This window comes from Macrococcus bovicus, from assembly GCF_004359575.1.
Lineage (GTDB): Bacteria > Bacillota > Bacilli > Staphylococcales > Staphylococcaceae > Macrococcus > Macrococcus bovicus.
The window spans coordinates 54,866-73,022 of record NZ_SCWF01000006.1 but is presented as its reverse complement, the minus strand read 5'-3'; the positions used below and the strand labels follow the sequence as shown (position 1 = coordinate 73,022).

At 45.8% G+C, this 18,157-nt stretch carries 20 protein-coding genes; 11 read left to right on the top strand and 9 right to left on the bottom strand.

What is annotated here, in order from left to right:
* Window positions 1-11: 11 nt before the first annotated feature.
* Complete coding sequence (gene speD / locus ERX55_RS06965; protein WP_133451848.1) at window positions 12-437, bottom strand: adenosylmethionine decarboxylase; 426 nt, start codon at window positions 435-437, stop codon at window positions 12-14.
* Between the two features lie 2 nt (window positions 438-439).
* Entirely contained in the window at window positions 440-1,948 is a 1,509-nt protein-coding gene (locus tag ERX55_RS06960; RefSeq protein WP_133451847.1) for an aminotransferase class I/II-fold pyridoxal phosphate-dependent enzyme, read from the bottom strand.
* Window positions 1,949-2,144: 196 nt separating this feature from the next.
* Between ERX55_RS06960 and pglS the strand changes: the two genes are divergently transcribed.
* Both pglS and ERX55_RS06950 read left to right on the top strand, forming a co-directional pair.
* Complete coding sequence (gene pglS / locus ERX55_RS06955) at window positions 2,145-3,167, top strand: 6-phosphogluconolactonase (protein WP_133451846.1); 1,023 nt, start codon at window positions 2,145-2,147, stop codon at window positions 3,165-3,167.
* Window positions 3,164-3,934: a carbon-nitrogen family hydrolase gene (locus tag ERX55_RS06950; RefSeq protein WP_133451845.1), complete on the top strand. Its 771-nt coding sequence runs from the start codon at window positions 3,164-3,166 to the stop codon at window positions 3,932-3,934. Before pglS ends, ERX55_RS06950 begins: the two co-directional genes overlap by 4 nt.
* A 268-nt stretch (window positions 3,935-4,202) precedes the next feature.
* Here ERX55_RS06950 and ERX55_RS06945 read toward each other — a convergent pair whose 3' ends face one another.
* Window positions 4,203-5,105: a nuclease-related domain-containing protein gene (locus tag ERX55_RS06945; RefSeq protein WP_133451844.1), complete on the bottom strand. Its 903-nt coding sequence runs from the start codon at window positions 5,103-5,105 to the stop codon at window positions 4,203-4,205.
* A gap of 169 nt (window positions 5,106-5,274) precedes the next feature.
* Window positions 5,275-6,597, bottom strand: a complete 1,323-nt coding sequence (locus ERX55_RS06940; protein ID WP_133451902.1) for an aldehyde dehydrogenase — start codon at window positions 6,595-6,597, stop codon at window positions 5,275-5,277.
* 135 nt (window positions 6,598-6,732) lie between these two features.
* Between ERX55_RS06940 and ERX55_RS06935 the strand changes: the two genes are divergently transcribed.
* The 3 genes from ERX55_RS06935 to ERX55_RS06925 are packed head-to-tail and all read left to right on the top strand — an operon-like array spanning window position 6,733 to window position 8,328.
* Entirely contained in the window at window positions 6,733-7,692 is a 960-nt protein-coding gene (locus ERX55_RS06935; protein ID WP_133451843.1) for a Gfo/Idh/MocA family protein, read from the top strand.
* Complete coding sequence (locus ERX55_RS06930; RefSeq protein ID WP_133451842.1) at window positions 7,685-8,020, top strand: DMT family transporter; 336 nt, start codon at window positions 7,685-7,687, stop codon at window positions 8,018-8,020. Before ERX55_RS06935 ends, ERX55_RS06930 begins: the two co-directional genes overlap by 8 nt.
* Complete coding sequence (locus ERX55_RS06925; protein ID WP_133451841.1) at window positions 8,017-8,328, top strand: DMT family transporter; 312 nt, start codon at window positions 8,017-8,019, stop codon at window positions 8,326-8,328. Before ERX55_RS06930 ends, ERX55_RS06925 begins: the two co-directional genes overlap by 4 nt.
* A 40-nt stretch (window positions 8,329-8,368) precedes the next feature.
* Here the strand turns inward: ERX55_RS06925 and ERX55_RS06920 are convergent, their stop codons facing one another.
* From ERX55_RS06920 to ERX55_RS06910, 3 genes are read right to left on the bottom strand one after another with little or no spacing between them, the layout of a single operon-like run.
* Window positions 8,369-8,623 carry a GNAT family N-acetyltransferase gene (locus ERX55_RS06920; RefSeq protein ID WP_133451840.1) on the bottom strand — a complete coding sequence of 85 codons (255 nt, stop codon included), beginning with the start codon at window positions 8,621-8,623 and terminating at the stop codon, window positions 8,369-8,371.
* 13 nt (window positions 8,624-8,636) lie between these two features.
* Window positions 8,637-9,554 (bottom strand): manganese-dependent inorganic pyrophosphatase, encoded by a 918-nt coding sequence (locus ERX55_RS06915; protein WP_133451839.1) that lies wholly within the window; start codon window positions 9,552-9,554, stop codon window positions 8,637-8,639.
* A 35-nt stretch (window positions 9,555-9,589) separates the two neighbouring features.
* Window positions 9,590-10,153 (bottom strand): cysteine hydrolase family protein, encoded by a 564-nt coding sequence (locus ERX55_RS06910; RefSeq protein ID WP_133451838.1) that lies wholly within the window; start codon window positions 10,151-10,153, stop codon window positions 9,590-9,592.
* A 57-nt stretch (window positions 10,154-10,210) separates the two neighbouring features.
* On the opposite strand from ERX55_RS06910, the gene ERX55_RS06905 reads away from it, so the two are divergent.
* Window positions 10,211-11,314, top strand: coding sequence for a glycosyl hydrolase family 28-related protein (locus tag ERX55_RS06905; RefSeq protein ID WP_133451837.1), 1,104 nt, complete (start codon window positions 10,211-10,213; stop codon window positions 11,312-11,314).
* On the opposite strand, the gene ERX55_RS06900 is transcribed toward ERX55_RS06905, so the two are convergent.
* Both ERX55_RS06900 and ERX55_RS06895 read right to left on the bottom strand, forming a co-directional pair.
* Complete coding sequence (locus tag ERX55_RS06900) at window positions 11,301-12,350, bottom strand: nitric oxide synthase oxygenase (protein ID WP_133451836.1); 1,050 nt, start codon at window positions 12,348-12,350, stop codon at window positions 11,301-11,303. The two genes, ERX55_RS06905 and ERX55_RS06900, sit on opposite strands and share 14 nt — an antisense overlap.
* A 4-nt stretch (window positions 12,351-12,354) precedes the next feature.
* Entirely contained in the window at window positions 12,355-13,521 is a 1,167-nt protein-coding gene (locus tag ERX55_RS06895) for an MFS transporter (RefSeq protein ID WP_133451835.1), read from the bottom strand.
* A gap of 107 nt (window positions 13,522-13,628) precedes the next feature.
* Here ERX55_RS06895 and ERX55_RS06890 point away from each other — a divergent pair, with 107 nt between their 5' ends.
* The 5 genes from ERX55_RS06890 to purB all read left to right on the top strand — a co-directional run bounded on the left by ERX55_RS06890 (window position 13,629) and on the right by purB (window position 18,114).
* Window positions 13,629-15,089 carry a nicotinate phosphoribosyltransferase gene (locus ERX55_RS06890; protein WP_133451834.1) on the top strand — a complete coding sequence of 487 codons (1,461 nt, stop codon included), beginning with the start codon at window positions 13,629-13,631 and terminating at the stop codon, window positions 15,087-15,089.
* Window positions 15,086-15,910, top strand: a complete 825-nt coding sequence (gene nadE / locus ERX55_RS06885) for an ammonia-dependent NAD(+) synthetase (RefSeq protein WP_133451833.1) — start codon at window positions 15,086-15,088, stop codon at window positions 15,908-15,910. Before ERX55_RS06890 ends, nadE begins: the two co-directional genes overlap by 4 nt.
* A 57-nt stretch (window positions 15,911-15,967) precedes the next feature.
* A complete protein-coding gene (locus ERX55_RS06880) occupies window positions 15,968-16,525 on the top strand; it encodes a DUF2179 domain-containing protein (RefSeq protein WP_133451832.1) in 558 nt (185 codons plus the stop codon).
* Window positions 16,515-16,685, top strand: coding sequence for an NETI motif-containing protein (locus tag ERX55_RS06875; RefSeq protein WP_133451901.1), 171 nt, complete (start codon window positions 16,515-16,517; stop codon window positions 16,683-16,685). The genes ERX55_RS06880 and ERX55_RS06875 overlap by 11 nt, the downstream gene beginning before the upstream one ends.
* A gap of 133 nt (window positions 16,686-16,818) precedes the next feature.
* A complete protein-coding gene (gene purB / locus ERX55_RS06870) occupies window positions 16,819-18,114 on the top strand; it encodes an adenylosuccinate lyase (protein ID WP_133451831.1) in 1,296 nt (431 codons plus the stop codon).
* Window positions 18,115-18,157: the final 43 nt, after the last annotated feature.

Below are 18,157 nucleotides of genomic sequence, written 5' to 3'. Positions count from 1 at the left end.
GAAAGTCCTCCTTATTTTACGTCGACTTCGACAGGTTTGAATGATTCGACTACGATTTCACCTTTAGAATATTTGTGGATTTTATCAGCCATACCGCGGCCGATTTCATATGAATCAGACAGTTCAGCTTTTAATGCTTTCTCCAGGTAATCTTCAGCTCTCCATGGGTCTACTGTATCACCACATGTAAAGACGTCAACAGATGCATAGCCATATTCCGGCCATGTATGGATGGTTAAATGAGATTCAGAGATGATAACAGCACCTGATACACCGTAAGGATTGAAAGTGTGGAAGCAGCTTTCAACGATAGTGGCACCTGATACACGTGCCGCCTCGTTCATGATCTCTTCAATTTTATCGTGGTCTTTTAAGATATCTTTATCACAGTTATAGTATTCGATTAAAACGTGTCTGCCTAAAGTTGTTAATTTCATGGTTAATGGTCCTCTTTTCTATTCATAATATAAACTTGATTTGAATTTTCAGTGCCAATCTTGATGATCGGCTGGTTATTGATGAACTGCCAGTAATCAATGACTTCCTGCGAAATGCGTTCACCGGCCATCAAGATAGGGATACCCGGTGGATAAATCATAAGAGATTCAGCACAGATTTCACCCAGTGCTTCTTCAATGGAGACGGGATGTTTCTCGCCGTACAGGACTTCACGCAGTCCCATCGCCTGCTCCGGAATGGAGAGCTGTTTCAGTACCGGCGCGTGGACTTCACGCGTGGCGTCGTGGTGCTTACGGCTGATATCCATGAGTGCATCGCGCAGGCGTTCAAGGACATAGGCATTATCTGCTGCTGTCACAATGCCCATGACGACATTGGGTTCAGCGAGTTCCATCTGAATATGGTAATCACTACGCAGAAGTTTATAGATCTCAAAACCTGACAGATTGATGGTTGAATCGATATAGATTGTCAGTTTTGTCTCGTCCAGGTCCTGATCATAAAGTCTGTTGAACTCATGTCCATCCAGCATATGGAAACCTGGAATGGCAGTGACGGCTTCCTTGAATTGATGCACATGGGGCATCAATGCCTGAATGCGTTCCCTGCCGTGCAGTGCCAGATGCTTACGAGCGATATCGAGCGATGACATCAGCAAGTAAGAAGCAGAAGTAGACGTCAGCATATTGATGACACTCTTGACCTTATGCTGATCCACGCGGTGGCCTTTGACGAGCAGTACACTCGACTGAGTGAACGAGCCGCCTGTCTTATGTAGACTCGTGGCAGCGAGGTCAGCACCTGCCTCCATACTGGAGATAGGCAGTTCAGGTGAGCATCTGAAATGTGCACCATGCGCTTCGTCGACGAGCACCGGCATATCATGGGCGTGAGCAAGCTCGACGATGGCTTTCAAGTCGCTGACCGCACCGAAGTAAGTCGGATTCATAATGAAGACGGCCCGGGCATCAGGATGAGCTGCGATAGTTTGTTCCACCGCTCTGACACTTAAGTTATGAGCGATACCGAACTCTGTATCAAATTCGGGCAGGACATAGATTGGTGTGACATCAGCCAGCGCCATCGCGTTCAGTACAGATTTATGGACATTGCGCGGCAGAATGAGCTTGTCACCCGGCTTACAGACAGAAAAAATCATGGCCTGAATGCCTTCAGTTGTACCGTTCACAAGGAAGTGGGCCTGGTCAGCAAGATAGAAGTCAGCCATTAACGCCTGCGCTTCTTTGATGACACCTTTCGGGTTATCATAGTTATCCAGCTGCGGCATAGAGTTGACGTCATGACGCAACGTTGAGCGGCTATAGTAATGAAGGTCAGTGTCATTATCAAGTCCCCGCTTATGGCCAGGCACGTCAAAACTGATGACATCCTGTTCTTCATATAATTTCAGTGCATCAAACAGAGGCGTCTGATTATGCAGTGTTTTATCGATAGGAATTAAAGTCTTAAGTTCATAGGGTCTGAGCAATCTCACACCTCCGAGATACAGAATTGTAAAATATAGTATGACTTAACTTGAGGTTTTATATGACTACTAATTTATTTTTACCAAACAAATTGTAATGTATTACTAAACTGTTGGCAAGAAAAAAATTTGAATTTGCATATGTTTTTTTGCAGCGGGAATAGTCTGTTAAAATAAAAGAAAAAAAGGGGGCAATAAGATGATCGGATACATTGGCTCATATACAAAAAATGAAGGTAAGGGCATCTATCGTTTTGTGCTGAATGCACAGGAGAAAACAATTGATACAGTCGAAACAGGATATGAAGTGCCCGCGTCAACCTATGTTGTACAGCACGGCGATTTCCTCTATGGCATTAAAAAAGAAAATGACAGAGCAGGCGTTGCTGCCTATAAAATTAAAGAAGAGGGCCGGCTTGAACTGATCAACGACTGTCTGGAATCAGCAGAGTCAGGCTGTCATATCTCCGTGAGTCAGGACGGAGCCTATCTCTTTGAAGCAGTTTACGGGGCGGGGGAAGCCCGTCTATATCAACTGGACACAGAAAGTGGTGCCATACAGAAACTGGTCAATTTAGTCGTCCAGGAAGGGCTCGGACCTAACGAAGATCGTCAGGATAAGGCGCATACGCATTTCATTACAGAGACACCGGATGGTAAAGCAGTGGCTGTTGATCTAGGTGCTGATGAGATTATTACCTTTACATTCGGTGAAGAAGGACTGAAGCGTGAGCAGGCATTGAAAGTTCCAGCAGGTACAGGCCCGAGACATCTAGTCTTCAACCAGAACGGAAAATACGCTTACGTCATGACGGAGCTCAGCAATGAAGTCTTTGTCCTCAAATATGACAGCGGTGAGTTTAAGCTGTTAGAGCAATATTTAGCCATTCCAGCTGCTTTCACAGAGAACACGCAAGGCGCAGCCATCCGCATGAGTCATGACAATCAGTTTGTCTATGCTTCTAATCGTGGCCACCAGAGTATCGCGGTCTTTAAAGTGGAAGAAGACGGCGCTGCACTGTCGCTGGTAGAAATCGTTGACTGCGGGGGTGACTGGCCACGTGACTTCAATATTTCCAATGATGACCAGTTCTTAGTCTGTGCCCATGAAGTAAGCGGCAATGTGGCGTTATTTGAACGTGATACTGAGACAGGTAGACTGACACTTCTTGAGAAGGAGCAACAGGCAGCTGAAGGTGTCTGTGTCCAGTTCCTGTCATGAGAATCGCGCTCTATCAGATGGCAGTAGTGCCGGGCCGGCCGGACCGCGCAATGGAGAAGGTAGCGAGCTGGCTACGCGGACTGGAAGGGATTGATATTGCAGTCCTGCCTGAAATGTGGAATACATCTTACGAACTAGAGCGATTGGATGAACTCGCTGATGAAAAAGGTAAGCGTGAAATGGACTTCTTAAAGACACTTGCTATGGAAAAGAAGATTCATATTGTCGGTGGCTCGATTGCAGTATCAGAAGAAAGCAAACATTTTAATAGAAGTGTAATTATTGATCAGCGCGGTGAGGTGGTCTATCAGTACGACAAAGTGCACTTAGTGCCGATGCTGGATGAACCCCGTTACTTATCAGCAGGGGAACAGTTTGAGCCGTTTGAACTCGCGGGCGAGAAAATGGGGGTCATCATCTGTTATGATCTAAGGTTCCCTGAGCTGATGCGCCGACTTGCTTTAGAAGGAGCAGAAATCATTTACGTGGTCGCAGAGTGGCCGGAAGAACGAATGGATCATTTCACCCCCCTCCTTAAAGCGCGGGCGATTGAAAATCAGTGCTATATTGTAGCATGTAATGCAGCAGGCGAATGTAACGGCACAGTCTTCGGCGGTCAGTCGATGATAATAGAGCCGACTGGACAGGTGCTGGCAGTAGCGGGGCAACAGGAGGAAACCCTCATCGCGGAGATAGATATAGAACGTTCGACAGAAGTAAGACAGGCAATACCTGTGTTTGAATCACGCAGACCGGAATTGTATTGACACAAAAACCGTCCCTCATAGGAGAGACGGTTTTTGTGTTGAATAGAGTGTTATTAGGTTATGAGCGATAAACAGGAAATATCGCTCATAACACCAGATAAAGTGCGTCGTCCCTTGAGTTGTGAGCGATAAACAGGAAATATCGCTCATAATACCGGAGAAAGCGCGTCGTCCCTTGAGTTATGAGCGATAAATAGGAAATATCGTTCATAACACCAGAGAAAGTGCGTCGTCCCTTGAGTTGTGAGCGATAAACAGGAAATATCGCTCATAACACCTCAGGCAATTGGTATGTCCTATTTTTATTCGCCCCGTTTTTCGCACAGATTTCCTGCAGCAGACGACGGACGGTTGCCTTGGAGAAACCGCTCCACTGACTCACCTCAGCTGTCGTCAGTGAGTCGTTTTTCAGCAGAGACATTTCGTTCAGTAAATGAATCATAGCAGTCTTATTATCGCTGCGATGCTGACAATGTTGACACCTCACATAGCGCTTCTTCGGCTGATGCTGCATCATTAATTTTCTACATTTGTCACATCTCATCCCCTTAGTATAGCTGTCAAAAGGATAGTAATGGATTCTGTCATAATGGGCACCGGAATAATGGAACATCCTCATTCTCTCTGCATAAGTCGAGTGGATGGGCAGTGGTACGATACTTGAAATAAATTCTGCAACCTTCTGACTCTGCTGCGGAAGGATCACGTGTTGAGGAATGTTTTCTGCTGCCAAACTGAAGTCAGGGTTAATAAAAACGGTCTTACTGATCACTTTAGACGCCATCTGCTGATGCTTCAAAAAGGATTCCAGTTTATAGTGAGCCTTATTGAGCTGAGAGGTCACATCTGTATGAACATAGTCACGTTCAGATACAAACTGCTGATTGATGATTTTGTAGTGTCCGGTAAAGTTCTTGATATCAAAATGCAGCAAGGTATCTTGATGCCAGATTAAAAAATCGTACTGGCTGCTGCCTCGATATTTCAAATGAAAATCCCATAGCTTTATACAATCTGTATTCTTGATCAGTTCATAGAAGAGAGACTCGCCTGCTATACCACGTAAATAATTTGAGAGTTTCATATCATCATGGTCATTCAAGATTAAGCGTTGCTCAGCAGCCAGCAGAAATTGCTGGAATTCTGACGGTTCATGTATTTTGATGAACATATATCACCTCATTCTTATTCTAGGCGATAGCGTGAAATATTCAAAAAAACAGAAAAAGAAAAATAGAGTGTATTCATCTGCTGAAACGGATGAAATACAGACTTTTCGTCTTTTTCTGCTATAAATTTATGATATTTGGAGAATTTCAGCAGCTCAGCTGTCTGACCGGTTATTTGTATATTTGTCTGATGTATTTGAACTTCCCTTTATAGGGAGGGAACATCAATCCTGTCTCGAGCTTTGTGCCTTTTGTCATATAGGCTTTCTGATGGCTGAATAAATCGAATGAATACTTCCCGTGATAGTGGCCGATGCCTGATGCACCGACGCCACCGAATGGCAGGTATGGGTTAGAGACGTGCATCAGTGTGTCATTAATACAGCCACCGCCGAATGATAAGCGTCTGAAGACTTTTTTTACGAAGTCTTCATCTTCACTGAAGATGTAGAGGGCAAGCGGTTTATCATAGCGCTTGATGATCGAGAAGATTTCCTCGCGGTCGTCAAAGGTGACGATCGGCAGCAATGGACCGAATATTTCCTCTTCCATGATTTTGTCGTCAAGCTGGACATGGTCTATCAGTGTCGGTGCGATATAGCGCTCAGTACGGTCTGTCTCGCCGCCGATGACGATATCCTGTTCTGCACTTTGGCGTAGTGCGTCAAGACGGTCGAAATGACGGTCGTTGACAATGCGACCATAGTCTGCAGATGTCTGCGGGTCTTTACCGTAAAAATCTTTCAGTGTAGAACGCATCGCTTTAATGAAAGGTTCTTTTACTTTACGGTCGATCAGTATATAGTCCGGTGCGACACATGTCTGGCCGGCATTCATAAATTTACCGAACGCGATACGCTCAGCAGCCACCTTGATGTTAGCTGTCTCATCGATAATCGTCGGACTTTTGCCGCCTAGCTCGAGTGCGACAGGTGTCAGATTCTTACTTGCTGCTTCGTAGACAATCTGGCCTACTTTCGTGCTGCCCGTAAAGAAGATGAAATCAAATTTCTGTTCCAGTAATTCAGAGGTGACGTCTTTCTCGCCTTGAATGACCTTGACATAATCGGCCGGGAAGACTGTAGAGATGATTTCCTCGATAATGGCACTTGTATAAGGCGTCTGTTCAGAAGGTTTGACGACAGCACAGTTGCCGGCTGCAAGCGCACCGATCAAAGGCTCCATGACCAGCTGGAATGGATAATTGAACGGCCCGATGATCAGGACGGTGCCAAGCGGTTCACGCATGATATAACTTTTGCCGGGGAACTGCATCATCGGCGTTGAAATCGATTCTATTTTGCTGTAACTCTTCATTTCTTTTATGAACATGGAAATAGACTTTAAAATCAGGCCGATCTCAGATGCGTAACCTTCTACTTTCCCTTTGCCTAAATCTTGTGCCAGGGCAGTCAGAATGTCTTTTTCCCGCGCTCTGATTTCTTTCTTCAGGGCTTTGAGATGTTTTTTACGAAATTTTAAATCTTTGGTCATGTCTGTATCAAAAAACTCATTGATTTCTTCTAAATCAGTTTTGTACAAAACGGTCACCTCTGCATATATGATGTAATTAGTGTACAATAGATTATTGCATGATAAAATCAATTGAACTTAAATGAGGTGAAGGAAATGAGATTTGGGATAGTAGGGACGAACTGGATCACTGACCGGATGATTGCCGCCGGTAGAACAATTGAAGGATTTGAAGTGACGGCCGTCTATTCACGCACGGCTGAGCGGGCGGCTGAGTTTGCTGATACGCATAACATAGCGCATCGTTTTACAGACTGGCAGACTTTTATCTCGAGTGACAGCTATGATGCGGTCTATATTGCGACGCCTAACTTGCTGCATGCGGAGCAGGCGATGGATGCGCTGAATGCCAAGAAACATGTTCTCTGCGAAAAGCCCCTCACACTGACTGTAGCAGAAGGGCAAAAGCTTTTCGACTGTGCCAAGCAGAATGGTGTCATATTGATGGAAGCGATGAAGTCGACTGAAGCGGCGGCCTTTCAGCAGCTGAAGAGATGGCTCGCTGACATCGGCACGATACGCCGCGTCAATTTTCACTATAATCAGTACTCATCACGTTACGATAAACTGAAAGCAGGGATTGTAGAGAATGCGTTCAGACCGGAACTCGGTAACGGCGCATTGACGGATCTCGGGGTCTATACCATTGCACCGCTTGTCAGATTATTCGGTCTGCCTGATACTGTCAGTGCCGCACTGCACCGGCTATCGACTGGTGCGGACGGACAAGGAACAGTCATTGCTGAGTACAGTGATATGACAGCTGTTCTCAGCTTCTCGAAAATCATCGACAGTCATCTGCCGTCTGAAATCATCGGGGAGGAAGGGATTCTGACTATAGACAAGATTTCTGCTCCTGCAGTCATCATCAAGCACAACCGGCAAGGCGAAGAAATTGAACGATTTGAACACCATGCGCTGCCGATGTCCTATGAAATCAAGTCATTTATGGATGCCTGTATGGCCATGTCCATCAATCCGGACAATGAGCAGATGAGTATGGATACACTACGCATGCTGGAAATCATCGAAAGAGAGGCAGCTATTCATGAATAAATCATGGCTTTTTCTCATTATCGGCGGCCTGCTTGAAGTGGTCTGGGCAGTCGGTCTCAAGTATTCACATGGCTTCACAGATATTCCGTGGACGCTGTTTACGGTCGCTGTCATGGCGCTTTCCTTCTACTTTTTCGCCTATTGCCTGACACATATGGAGGTCGGCATGGCTTATGCCATCTATACCGGCATAGGGGCAGTCGGCACAGTACTCTACGGCTACTTCTTTCTCGATGAACCGATGAGCATCCTGAAGCTGTTTTTCCTTACGCTCTTGATTGCATCAATCGTCGGCCTCAAATTTGTGGAAGGAGCTGAGGAATCATGAGCTGGATAGTATTGATCAGCGCAGGTCTGATGGAAGTCCTCATGGTGGTGGCCTTGAAAAACAGCGACAGCTTCAAGAACAGAACGTGGACAGTGATCTGGTTCTTACTCAGTATGTTGAGTCTCTTCTTGCTGTCCGTGGCAATCAAGTCACTGCCGCTCGGCACCGCCTACAGCGTCTGGACAGGGATAGGTGCAATGGGCAGTGTCATCGTCGGTATTCTGTTCTATAAAGACAGCTTCAACCTGAAAAAAGTAGTTCTGATCACGTTGATCATTATCGCCATCATCGGTCTTAAACTCGTATAAAAAAGGACGTTTTATCAGAAAAGATAAAACGTCCTTTTGCTTATTTCAGTACGTCCTGCACAGATGGGTCGTTGTGCATTGCAGTTACCGCATAAGAGCAGAGCGGCACGATTTTCAGATTGTTTTCCCGTGCATAGTCGATGACACGGTCCAGTAATTGCCTCGCAATCCCTTGTCCGCGAAGAGAGGGATCTACAAAGGTATGATTGATGACAATTGTGTCGTCTTGTGTGTAGAATGTGATTTCAGCTATGTCATCGATATGAAATCTGTTACCTGACTGCTGGATTTCCATCGGGAACACCTCCTTATGATAAGACGTCAGTTAACTGAGGTACCACCTGTTTCTTACGTGATACCACACCTTTAAGTAGCGCAGTATTTTTATCTAAAGCGACGTTGAATGCTTTATTGACTGCTTCCTGTTCTTTACCCAACGCAAGGATCTTCGAATCTGAATTGATGATATCTGTCACGACAAGGACAAATAAGTCGTAGCCATTTTGTGCTGTTTCAGCATTGATGGCATTCTCAAGTTCTTCCTGACGTGCGAATACTTCGTCGATATCGACTGTATTGACTTGTGCCACACGGACTTCCTTTTCACCCATTGAGAATGATTTCGCGTCGATATTAAGTAAATCTTCTGCAGATTTATCTGCTGTAGAAGCACCTGCTTTCAGCATTTCAAGACCATATTCTTCTTTGTTGATACCTGCGATTTCAGCAAGTTCTTCCGCTGCTTTCACATCTTCGTCAGTGCAAGTAGGAGACTTGAAGAGTAATGTATCAGAGATAATAGCAGATAACATCAGACCGGCAATCTCAGGCTTCACTTCAATCTGATTTTCTTTATACATTTTATTGAGAATCGTTGCTGTACAGCCGACAGGTTCTGCTCTGTAATAAAGAGGTGCAGCTGTCTCAAAATTTGAGATACGGTGGTGGTCCACTACCATCAGAATGTGTGCAGATTCGATGCCAGGAGCTGACTGCTGGAACTCATTATGGTCGACGAGAATGACTTCCTCGCCGTCCACTTTTTCGATTAAACGTGGTGCAGATACTTTGAAGTGGTCAAGCGCGTACTGCGTTTCTGCACTTACCTCGCCGAGTCTCACTGCTTCGACTTCTTTGCCGGCAGCAGTCTGCAGGTCTGCCATCACCAGTGCTGAAGTGATTGTATCTGTATCAGGATTTTGATGTCCGAAAGTTAAAATAGTCATGAATTCTTCTCCTTTTAATATGAATATCTTTTATTTTAGCATGACTGACCCGTAATCGTCATGCCGAGCGAATGTTCAAAGTGAGACAGCGCGAACTGGTGTCCTGCCTCGCTGAAGGACTGAACAGCATCCTTATCGACCATCATGGTATAGCCGAGGTTGTAACCATCCACCGCTGTATGAAGCACACAGATATCTGTACAGACACCTGTCAGTTCAATCATCTTGATCTGACGTTCTGTTAAATACTGATGGAGTGGTGTGCCCGCAAATGAACTGTAGCGTCTTTTGTCAATCCAGAAGACAAGCGGATGATTTCTAAATTTGTCATACACTTCTTTGACAGCACCATAAAGTTCACGGCCAGCTGTTCCGCGGAGATTATGAGGCGGAAAGAGCTTGGATTCAGGATGTGACATATCATTAAAGTCATGCAGATCCATCGTGATGAAGACAGGCTGACCTTCAGCGATATAAGCTTCAAATTTACGGGCGATGGCCTGTGCAATGGATTGACCGGGCTTACCGCAAGTCAGTTTTCCGTCATCTGCAATGAAATCATAAGAATAGTCGATAATCAGTAATGCTTTATCCATAATGAGCCTCCTAACAGGGTATAGTTAATCAAATTATAAATGATAATAAGGATGAACAAAATGAGAAAAATCAATGTCAGAGATTATGGTGCACGTGGCCGGCATATTGTCAGGGATACTATCGGTTTCCAGCGCGCCTTGAATCAAGCGAAAAAGACCCCTGTTACAATCTATGTACCGGCAGGGACTTACTATATTGCAAAAGAGCTTGTCATCTACCACCATACAACGCTTATTCTTCATAAAGATGCAGTCGTCAGAAGGATGAGCAATGGTGCCCTCCTCAAAAACGGCCGGAAACCCGGCTATCAGGGTTACAACGGTAATGGTCATATCACCATTAAAGGCGGTACTTTTGACCAGTATGGTCATGTCCTGAATTTCAACAATACCATCATGTCTCTCGGTCATGCAGCAGAGATAAAAATTGAAGATGTGACTTTCAAGAATGTCGTTGGTGGTCATGCCATAGACGCCTGCGGACTGGATGGTTTTCACGTGAAAAACTGCCGCTTTCTCGGCTTCCGGGATGATTCCGGTAAAAGGCAGTTCAGTGAAGCGATTCAGATTGACCTTCAGCTGAGAGATTCTTTTCCGAAGTTCGGCTATTATGACGGGACACCGACGCGCAATGTCTTGATAGAAGGCTGCTGTTTCGGTAATTCCGGTGAACCGATGATGACGGCATGGAACCGGGCTATCGGTTCTCATGCCAGCCAGTATGATATTTTCTATGAGAATATTTTTATTGAGAACAATACGTTTGACGGTATGAATGATTACGCGGTCACCCTGCTCAAATCCAGGACGGTCAAAGTCTCAGGCAATCAGTTTATCAGCTGCGGGGGCGCTGTTCGCTATCTCGCGGTCAATAAAGGCAAGTACTCAACGTCTCTCGCCGGAATTGATCAGGGTGTGCAGGCAGGTGAGACCGTTATTATCGAGAACAATGATTTCAAGTCCATCCGTCAGGAAGATGTCATATTAATTAAAGGGTATAACGGTGTCAAGAACCAGGACATCTATGTCGTCAATAATACGTTCAATCAAGAGGACACATGTGCGGTCCGTCTGGTTGAAGCGGCAGATGTCTACTGTAGCTGCAACACGCACTTAAATGCGATTCACCGGAAGCACGTCGACCGGTTTTTCAGTGATCTCTGATTGATTGACCGGCGAAAGGACAGCCTTTCTTGCGGTAATAAAAGTTGGGATCACGGTAAGTGTTGTCGTATCCTTTATGGAAGTTATGAACGAGCGATGGAGAAATAGGCGGGATGAGCCAGGTCCAGTCACCGGTGATGCGCCGTCCGGCTGCGCGCTCCTGTTCCTCAAATTTCTCGAACTGCTTGCTCGCTGTATAGTGGTCGACGACTGCCACGCCATGAGACTTATAGGAATGATAGACGGCATAATTCAGTTCGACAAGTGTCCGGTCACGCCAGTAAGTAGCGGTCGTCGTACGGTCAAAGCCGAAACTGTCCGCAATCTGTTCAATCAAGTTATAGCGATAGCAGTCGAGAAGATTGCGGGAGGCAATCTCAGATTCCATGTACCAGCCGTTAAAGGGTGCACAGGGATAGGTAATGCCCCCTATGCGGAGTTCCATGCCTGAGATGATCGGCACAGCATACCAGGCGAGGTTAAGGTCATCGAATGCCGGGTGATTCGGATGATGGAGAGGCACTTCCAGTATTTTTTCTTCCGGCAGCGCCAAGGTATGCAGCTGTTCGTTATGCTGATAAACAATAGGCAGGAACTTGGAAGTGATGTCCGGCTTGATGGACTTAACAGGCTCAGCCAGCGTGTCACTTGTATAGCGGATCAGCTGGTCATTCAGAATGATAAACGGTGTGCAGTTGCCGGTGCGGGGCGGAAAGACTGTGATGCTGGGCCTGATCTTGCCGTTGTTAGTGGCATAGTCGATATGGTGAAGCAGCGCTGCCTCGAATTCCGCAGGTGTCTGAACATGACGTCTGTCTATTAAAGTCAGTTTGTCCCAGAAGAGACGGCCGATACAGCGGTTACTGTTACGCCATGCTACGCGGACGCCGTATTCAAGCTCTTCAGGTGTATGCCGGTACGTCTGGGTCTGGCAGATTTCTTCTGCTATAGATTGCAGCCGTGCTTCTGTCTCGGCATGCGGAATATTCAGTTCCTCATGCATGTTTCTGATAAAAGATTGGGCCTGGTCAAACATTTAATCACTCCTCAGATAATTTGCGGTTGTTCAGAATAAAGAGATAGGTCGCGCAACTCGTCAGCAGGATGAGAGCGCTGAGGGCGATGAAGAAAAACTGATTATCTGAAACAGCTATCACCGTACCCCCGATAATAGGGCCGGCTATACTGCCGATGCTGAAGACAATGCCGCACATCAGATTACCTGCAGGGAGCAGATGTCTGGGCGTGAGCTCTGTCATATAGGTGACGCCGAGAGAATAGAGGGAGCCTGTGAAGACCCCGGCTACAAAGAAGATGGCCATCATGCCGTAATGATGGGCGATGACAAAGTCGCCTAACAGGAAAATGACGGCACCTGTCAGGGTCAGTATCAGCATAAGATGACTTCTGTTCATCCGGTCGGACAGACTGCCGATCGGCACCTGGAAAAGAATCGTGCCAAGACTGAACATCGGCAGTATCCAGGTGATATCTATTAAGCTCAGATTGTGCTTCAGCGCGAACACCGGGAAGTTACTGTTCAAAGAACTTTCCATCACACCGAATACCATCGGAAATAAAAAGGCAATCCAGGAAGTGCGGATGACTCTCCGGAAGTTAAGAAAAGTAGAAGAAAGAGAGACTTTTTCTTCTGTTTGTTCAGGAAAACTATTTTTCAATGTGAAGACGAGGGTAAATGCGATGAACGTCAGCCCCGCACTGATTAAAAAGGGCAGTGACTCATGAATGGTGACGAGCGGCACGAGAATAGGGCCGAGCATGAAGCCGAGTGAGAAACTCAGCCCGTAGTAAGCGAGCGCACGGCCGAGCTGATCACGCGGCGTCACGTGTGTGAGCCAGGACTGGGTCGCGAAATGCAGCATATTATCGCCTACCCCGACAATCAGCCGCAGCAGGAACCAGATAGACATCGCCTTAAGAACAGGGAAAAGCAGAAACGACAGACAGACGAGCACACCGCCAGTGATGATCAGCGGCTTAAAGCCCCATTTCCTGAGCAGCCCTTCAAGGAACAGGGAAGTCAGAAAGACACCGATATAGAGTGAAGTGGCATGGAAACCATTGACAATACTCGGCACATGGTCGCGTTCGAATATAAATGAAATAAGCGGCAGAAGCATGCCTTGTGAAAAGCCGGAGATTGAGACAACGGCAGACAGGATAAAGACAAATGATTTGTTTTTCATATCATGACCTCTTTTGTAAGTTAATTAAATTGTAGCATTATTGCTTCACATAAAGGTATGTTAATATGAAAGAGCAGACGTTAATTAAGGGAAGAAGAGGGATTGAGATGTTCAATAAAACTGATGACAGCTTGATGCTGCATACAGACTTATATCAGATTAACATGGGAGAGACTTACTGGTTTGACGGCATACATGAGAATATGGCGGTCTTTGATGTTTATTTCAGAAGTATGCCGTTCGACGGCGGCTACGCAGTATTCGCCGGCCTTGAGAGAATCATTGAATACGTGAAACGTTTCAAGTTTACGGATAGTGACATTGACTATTTACGTGAGCAAGGTTATCAGGAAGATTACCTGAGCTATTTAAAGGAACTGCGTTTCACCGGCAATATCGTCTCCATGCAAGAAGGTGAAATCTGTTTCAATAATGAACCGTTACTCCGCATAGAGGCGCCACTGATTCAGGCGCAGCTCCTGGAGACGGCTATTTTGAACATCGTCAATTTTCAGACGCTGATTGCGACTAAGGCAAGCCGCATCAAGAACATTGCGCCGGATGAGATCTTTATGGAGTTTGGGACTCGTCGTGCACAGGAGATGGATGCTGCCATCTGGGGTGCCCGTGCCGCCTATATTTCAGGCTTTGATTCAACGAGCAATGTCCGGGCGGGTAAATTATTTGGTATACCAATCTCCGGGACGCATGCCCATGCAATGGTGCAGGCATACGACGATGAATATACAGCGTTTAAGAAGTACGCTGAACGTCATAAAAACTGTGTCTTCCTAGTCGATACCTTCCATACACTGAAAAGCGGTGTGCCGAATGCGATTCGTGTAGCCAAAGAACTCGGTGACCAGATTAATTTTATCGGTATCCGTCTGGATTCAGGGGACTTAAGCTACTTGTCCAAAGAGGCACGGAAAATGCTCGACGCTGCCGGCTTTCCTGATGCGAAAATCTTTGCTTCCAACGACCTGGATGAGGCGACCATCATCAACTTGAAACAGCAAGGATGTAAAGTCACGGCATGGGGAATCGGTACCAAACTCATCACTGCTTATGACCAGCCTGCTTTAGGCGCGGTCTATAAATTGACGGCGATTGCTGATGAGAACGGCATCCTGCAGGACCGTATCAAGATCTCGAATAATGCGGAGAAAGTGACCACACCTGGGAAAAAAGATTTATATCGCATTATTAACAATAAAACGGGTAAATCAGAAGGAGACTACATGACACTTGCTCATGAAGATCCTCAGTCAGAAGAAGTTCTTAAGATGTTTCATCCTATCTACACCTATAAACAGAAATGGGTGAAAGACTTCACCGCCAAAAAACTGCTTCATCCTATCTTTGAAAAAGGTGAACTGGTTTATGAGCAGCCTTCTCTTGACGCAATCAGACAGTATCACCAGGACAATCTGGAGCTGATATGGGAAGAGACGAAGCGTTACATGAACCCTGAAGAGTATCCGGTGGACCTAAGTACTGCATGCTGGGAAAACAAAAACCATAAAATTCACGAAGTAGCAGATCGTATAAAGGAGTGGGAATCATGACATTACAAGAACAGATTATTGAAGAGCTGAAGGTCAAACCTTCTATCAATGTTGAAGAAGAAACAAGAGCCATTCTTGATTTCATGAAAGATTATCTGAAAAGCTATCCATTTATGAAATCGATGACACTTGGCATCTCAGGCGGGCAGGATTCAACGCTTGCCGGAAAACTTGCACAGATGGCTGTTGATGAACTGAATGCTGAAGGCGGCGATTATCAGTTCATTGCCATCCGCCTGCCGTACGGCGTCCAAAAAGATGAGCAGGACTGTCAGGATGCACTGGACTTTATCAATGCGTCCAAAGAACTGACGGTCAACATCAAACCAAGTGTGGAAGCAAGCATTGAAGCACTTCAGAATGCCGGTATAGTGGTCACAGATTTCCAGAAAGGGAATGAAAAAGCACGTGAACGTATGAAAGTTCAGTATTCTGTTGCGGCAGCGAACAATGGAATTGTATTAGGGACCGATCATGCCGCTGAAAGTATCACAGGCTTCTATACAAAGTATGGTGACGGCGGTGCAGATATTCTGCCTCTCGCTGGACTGAATAAGCGCCAAGGCAGAGAAATCCTGAAGTATTTAGGCTGTCCTGAGCACCTCTATAATAAAAAACCGACAGCGGATCTAGAGGAAGACAAGCCGCAGCTGCCGGATGAAGTAGCACTCGGTGTGACTTACGAAGCCATTGATGATTATCTGGAAGGAAAGACAGTCAGTGAACAAGATAAAGAGGTCATTGAAGGTCATTTCCTGAAAACGCAGCATAAGCGCATGATGCCTATCACAAGGTTCAGTGTCGAGGATCTGATCCGCTAGCCTTGTGCTACCTCTCAATCTCTGATAGAATGCCTATGAATTGGGAGGTGCTGATAGATGGATAATCCATGGATTATGGTTGCTGTTATCTTTTTTATCAATATTATTTATGTGTCGTGTTTAACGATGCGGATGATCCTGACATTAAAGGGCTACCGCTACTTTGCGGCCGGCGTATCCGTGATTGAAGTGCTCGTCTACGTGGTAGGACTTGGACTGGTGATGAACAGTCTGGATAATATCTGGAATGTACTGGCGTATGCTTTCGGTTTCGGTGCAGGTATCATTGTTGGGATGAAACTTGAAGAAAAAATTGCGCTCGGCTATATTGTGGTGAATGTGACGACAGCTGAATACGAACTTGATATTCCACATAAACTCCGTGACTTGGGCTATGGTGTGACACATTACGCTGCACACGGACGGGATGGTCATCGTATGATCATGCAGATTTTAACGCCGCGTAAATATGAAGTGAAGCTGACTGACACGATCAGACAGCTTGATCCGAAGGCGTTCATCATTGCCTATGAACCGAAGAACATTCACGGTGGATTCTGGGTGAAAGGTGTTCGCAGCAAAAAACTGCGTGCATATGATACAGATGAAATTTGAGGTCGCTGAAAATGAGACGATTGCTGAGTGCCTCGCCCGCATGAAAAAAGAAGGCTTTACCCCTGTCAAACGAATGGAGAAGCCGATTTTCCACGAGACAGAAAAAGGCATTGAAGTGCTGCGTCAGCAGATTATCTTTGTCGGAAAAAAGATAAATTAATAGACCTATCTGCTTAGCGGATAGGTTTTTTAGTGTTAAATTCCGTACATTCATTTGTTATTAATATTTAATGTACGTATCTAATAAAATTTGTTATACTGAAGGCGACTACTAATCAGATAGGAGAATACGGATGATTGAACGTTACTCAAGAAAAGAAATGGCGGATATTTGGAGCGAGCAGAACCGTTTTGAAGCATGGCTGGAAGTGGAAATCTTAGCATGTGAAGCTTGGAGCACATTAGGGGTGATTCCGGAAGAAGACGTCAAACTGATTCGTCAGAACGCCCGTGTAGATGTTGAACGTGCAAAAGAGATCGAACTTGAAACGCGTCATGATGTGGTCGCTTTCACACGCCAGGTCAGTGAGACATTGGGAGAAGAACGCAAATGGGTGCATTACGGTCTGACGAGTACAGATGTTGTTGATACAGCGCTCAGCTATGTCATCAAGCAGGCGAATGACATCATCGAGAAGGATCTTGAACGCTTTATCGAAGTGTTAAGAGTGAAAGCCCTCAAATACAAGAACACACTCATGATGGGACGCACACACGGTGTCCATGCGGAACCGACGACATTCGGTCTGAAAATGGCACTCTGGTATATGGAAATGCAGCGTAACATGAAACGTTTCAAAGAAGTCCGTAAAGAAATCGAAGTCGGTAAGATGAGTGGCGCGGTCGGCACCTTTGCGAATATTCCCCCTGAAATTGAAGCATATGTCTGCAAAGAACTCGGCATCGGCTTCGCTGAAATTTCCACACAGACCTTGCAGCGTGACCGCCATGCCTATTACGTGGCGACACTTGCATTAATAGCAACATCCCTTGAGAAATTCGCTGTTGAAGTCCGCAACCTTCAGAAGACAGAAACGCGTGAAGTAGAGGAAGCATTCGCGAAAGGGCAGAAAGGTTCTTCTGCCATGCCGCACAAACGTAATCCGATCGGCTCAGAGAACATCACAGGTATTGCACGTGTTATCCGTGGTTACGTGACAACAGCCTACGAAAACGTGCCATTATGGCATGAACGTGATATCTCGCACTCTTCAGCAGAACGGATTATGCTGCCGGATGTGACGATTGCACTGGACTACGCATTGAACCGTTTTGCCAATATCATCGAGAACTTGACAGTTTATGAAGAAAACATGAAGCGTAACATGAATAAGACGTTCGGTTTAATCTATTCCCAGCGCGTCATGCTGACGTTGATCGACAAAGGCATGGTACGTGAGGAAGCTTATGATCTGGTGCAGCCAAAGGCCATGGAATCCTGGCAGACCGAAACGCCGTTCCGTGAACTGATTGAAAAAGAAGATAAAATCACTGCCCTTCTTTCACCGGCAGAACTGGATGAATGCTTCAATGAAAACCATCATCTGAATCAAGTGGATACACTGTTCAAACGAGCAGGACTGGAATAATAGTCTGACCTCTGTCATCAAGACGGAGGTCTTTTTTATCGTG

Bases quoted from the DNA above. Each gene is read 5' to 3' on its own strand.
- ERX55_RS06875 (WP_133451901.1), top strand. From the start codon at position 16,515: ATGAAATTTGAGGTCGCTGAAAATGAGACGATTGCTGAGTGCCTCGCC.
- ERX55_RS06950 (WP_133451845.1), top strand. From the start codon at position 3,164: ATGAGAATCGCGCTCTATCAGATGGCAGTAGTGCCGGGCCGGCCGGAC.
- ERX55_RS06930 (WP_133451842.1), top strand. From the start codon at position 7,685: ATGAATAAATCATGGCTTTTTCTCATTATCGGCGGCCTGCTTGAAGTG.
- ERX55_RS06905 (WP_133451837.1), top strand. From the start codon at position 10,211: ATGAGAAAAATCAATGTCAGAGATTATGGTGCACGTGGCCGGCATATT.
- ERX55_RS06945 (WP_133451844.1), bottom strand. From the start codon at position 5,105: ATGTTCATCAAAATACATGAACCGTCAGAATTCCAGCAATTTCTGCTG.
- pglS (WP_133451846.1), top strand. From the start codon at position 2,145: ATGATCGGATACATTGGCTCATATACAAAAAATGAAGGTAAGGGCATC.
- speD (WP_133451848.1), bottom strand. From the start codon at position 437: ATGAAATTAACAACTTTAGGCAGACACGTTTTAATCGAATACTATAAC.
- nadE (WP_133451833.1), top strand. From the start codon at position 15,086: ATGACATTACAAGAACAGATTATTGAAGAGCTGAAGGTCAAACCTTCT.
- ERX55_RS06915 (WP_133451839.1), bottom strand. From the start codon at position 9,554: ATGACTATTTTAACTTTCGGACATCAAAATCCTGATACAGATACAATC.
- ERX55_RS06935 (WP_133451843.1), top strand. From the start codon at position 6,733: ATGAGATTTGGGATAGTAGGGACGAACTGGATCACTGACCGGATGATT.
- ERX55_RS06900 (WP_133451836.1), bottom strand. From the start codon at position 12,350: ATGTTTGACCAGGCCCAATCTTTTATCAGAAACATGCATGAGGAACTG.
- ERX55_RS06880 (WP_133451832.1), top strand. From the start codon at position 15,968: ATGGATAATCCATGGATTATGGTTGCTGTTATCTTTTTTATCAATATT.
- purB (WP_133451831.1), top strand. From the start codon at position 16,819: ATGATTGAACGTTACTCAAGAAAAGAAATGGCGGATATTTGGAGCGAG.
- ERX55_RS06895 (WP_133451835.1), bottom strand. From the start codon at position 13,521: ATGAAAAACAAATCATTTGTCTTTATCCTGTCTGCCGTTGTCTCAATC.
- ERX55_RS06890 (WP_133451834.1), top strand. From the start codon at position 13,629: ATGTTCAATAAAACTGATGACAGCTTGATGCTGCATACAGACTTATAT.
- ERX55_RS06940 (WP_133451902.1), bottom strand. From the start codon at position 6,597: ATGACCAAAGATTTAAAATTTCGTAAAAAACATCTCAAAGCCCTGAAG.
- ERX55_RS06925 (WP_133451841.1), top strand. From the start codon at position 8,017: ATGAGCTGGATAGTATTGATCAGCGCAGGTCTGATGGAAGTCCTCATG.
- ERX55_RS06920 (WP_133451840.1), bottom strand. From the start codon at position 8,623: ATGGAAATCCAGCAGTCAGGTAACAGATTTCATATCGATGACATAGCT.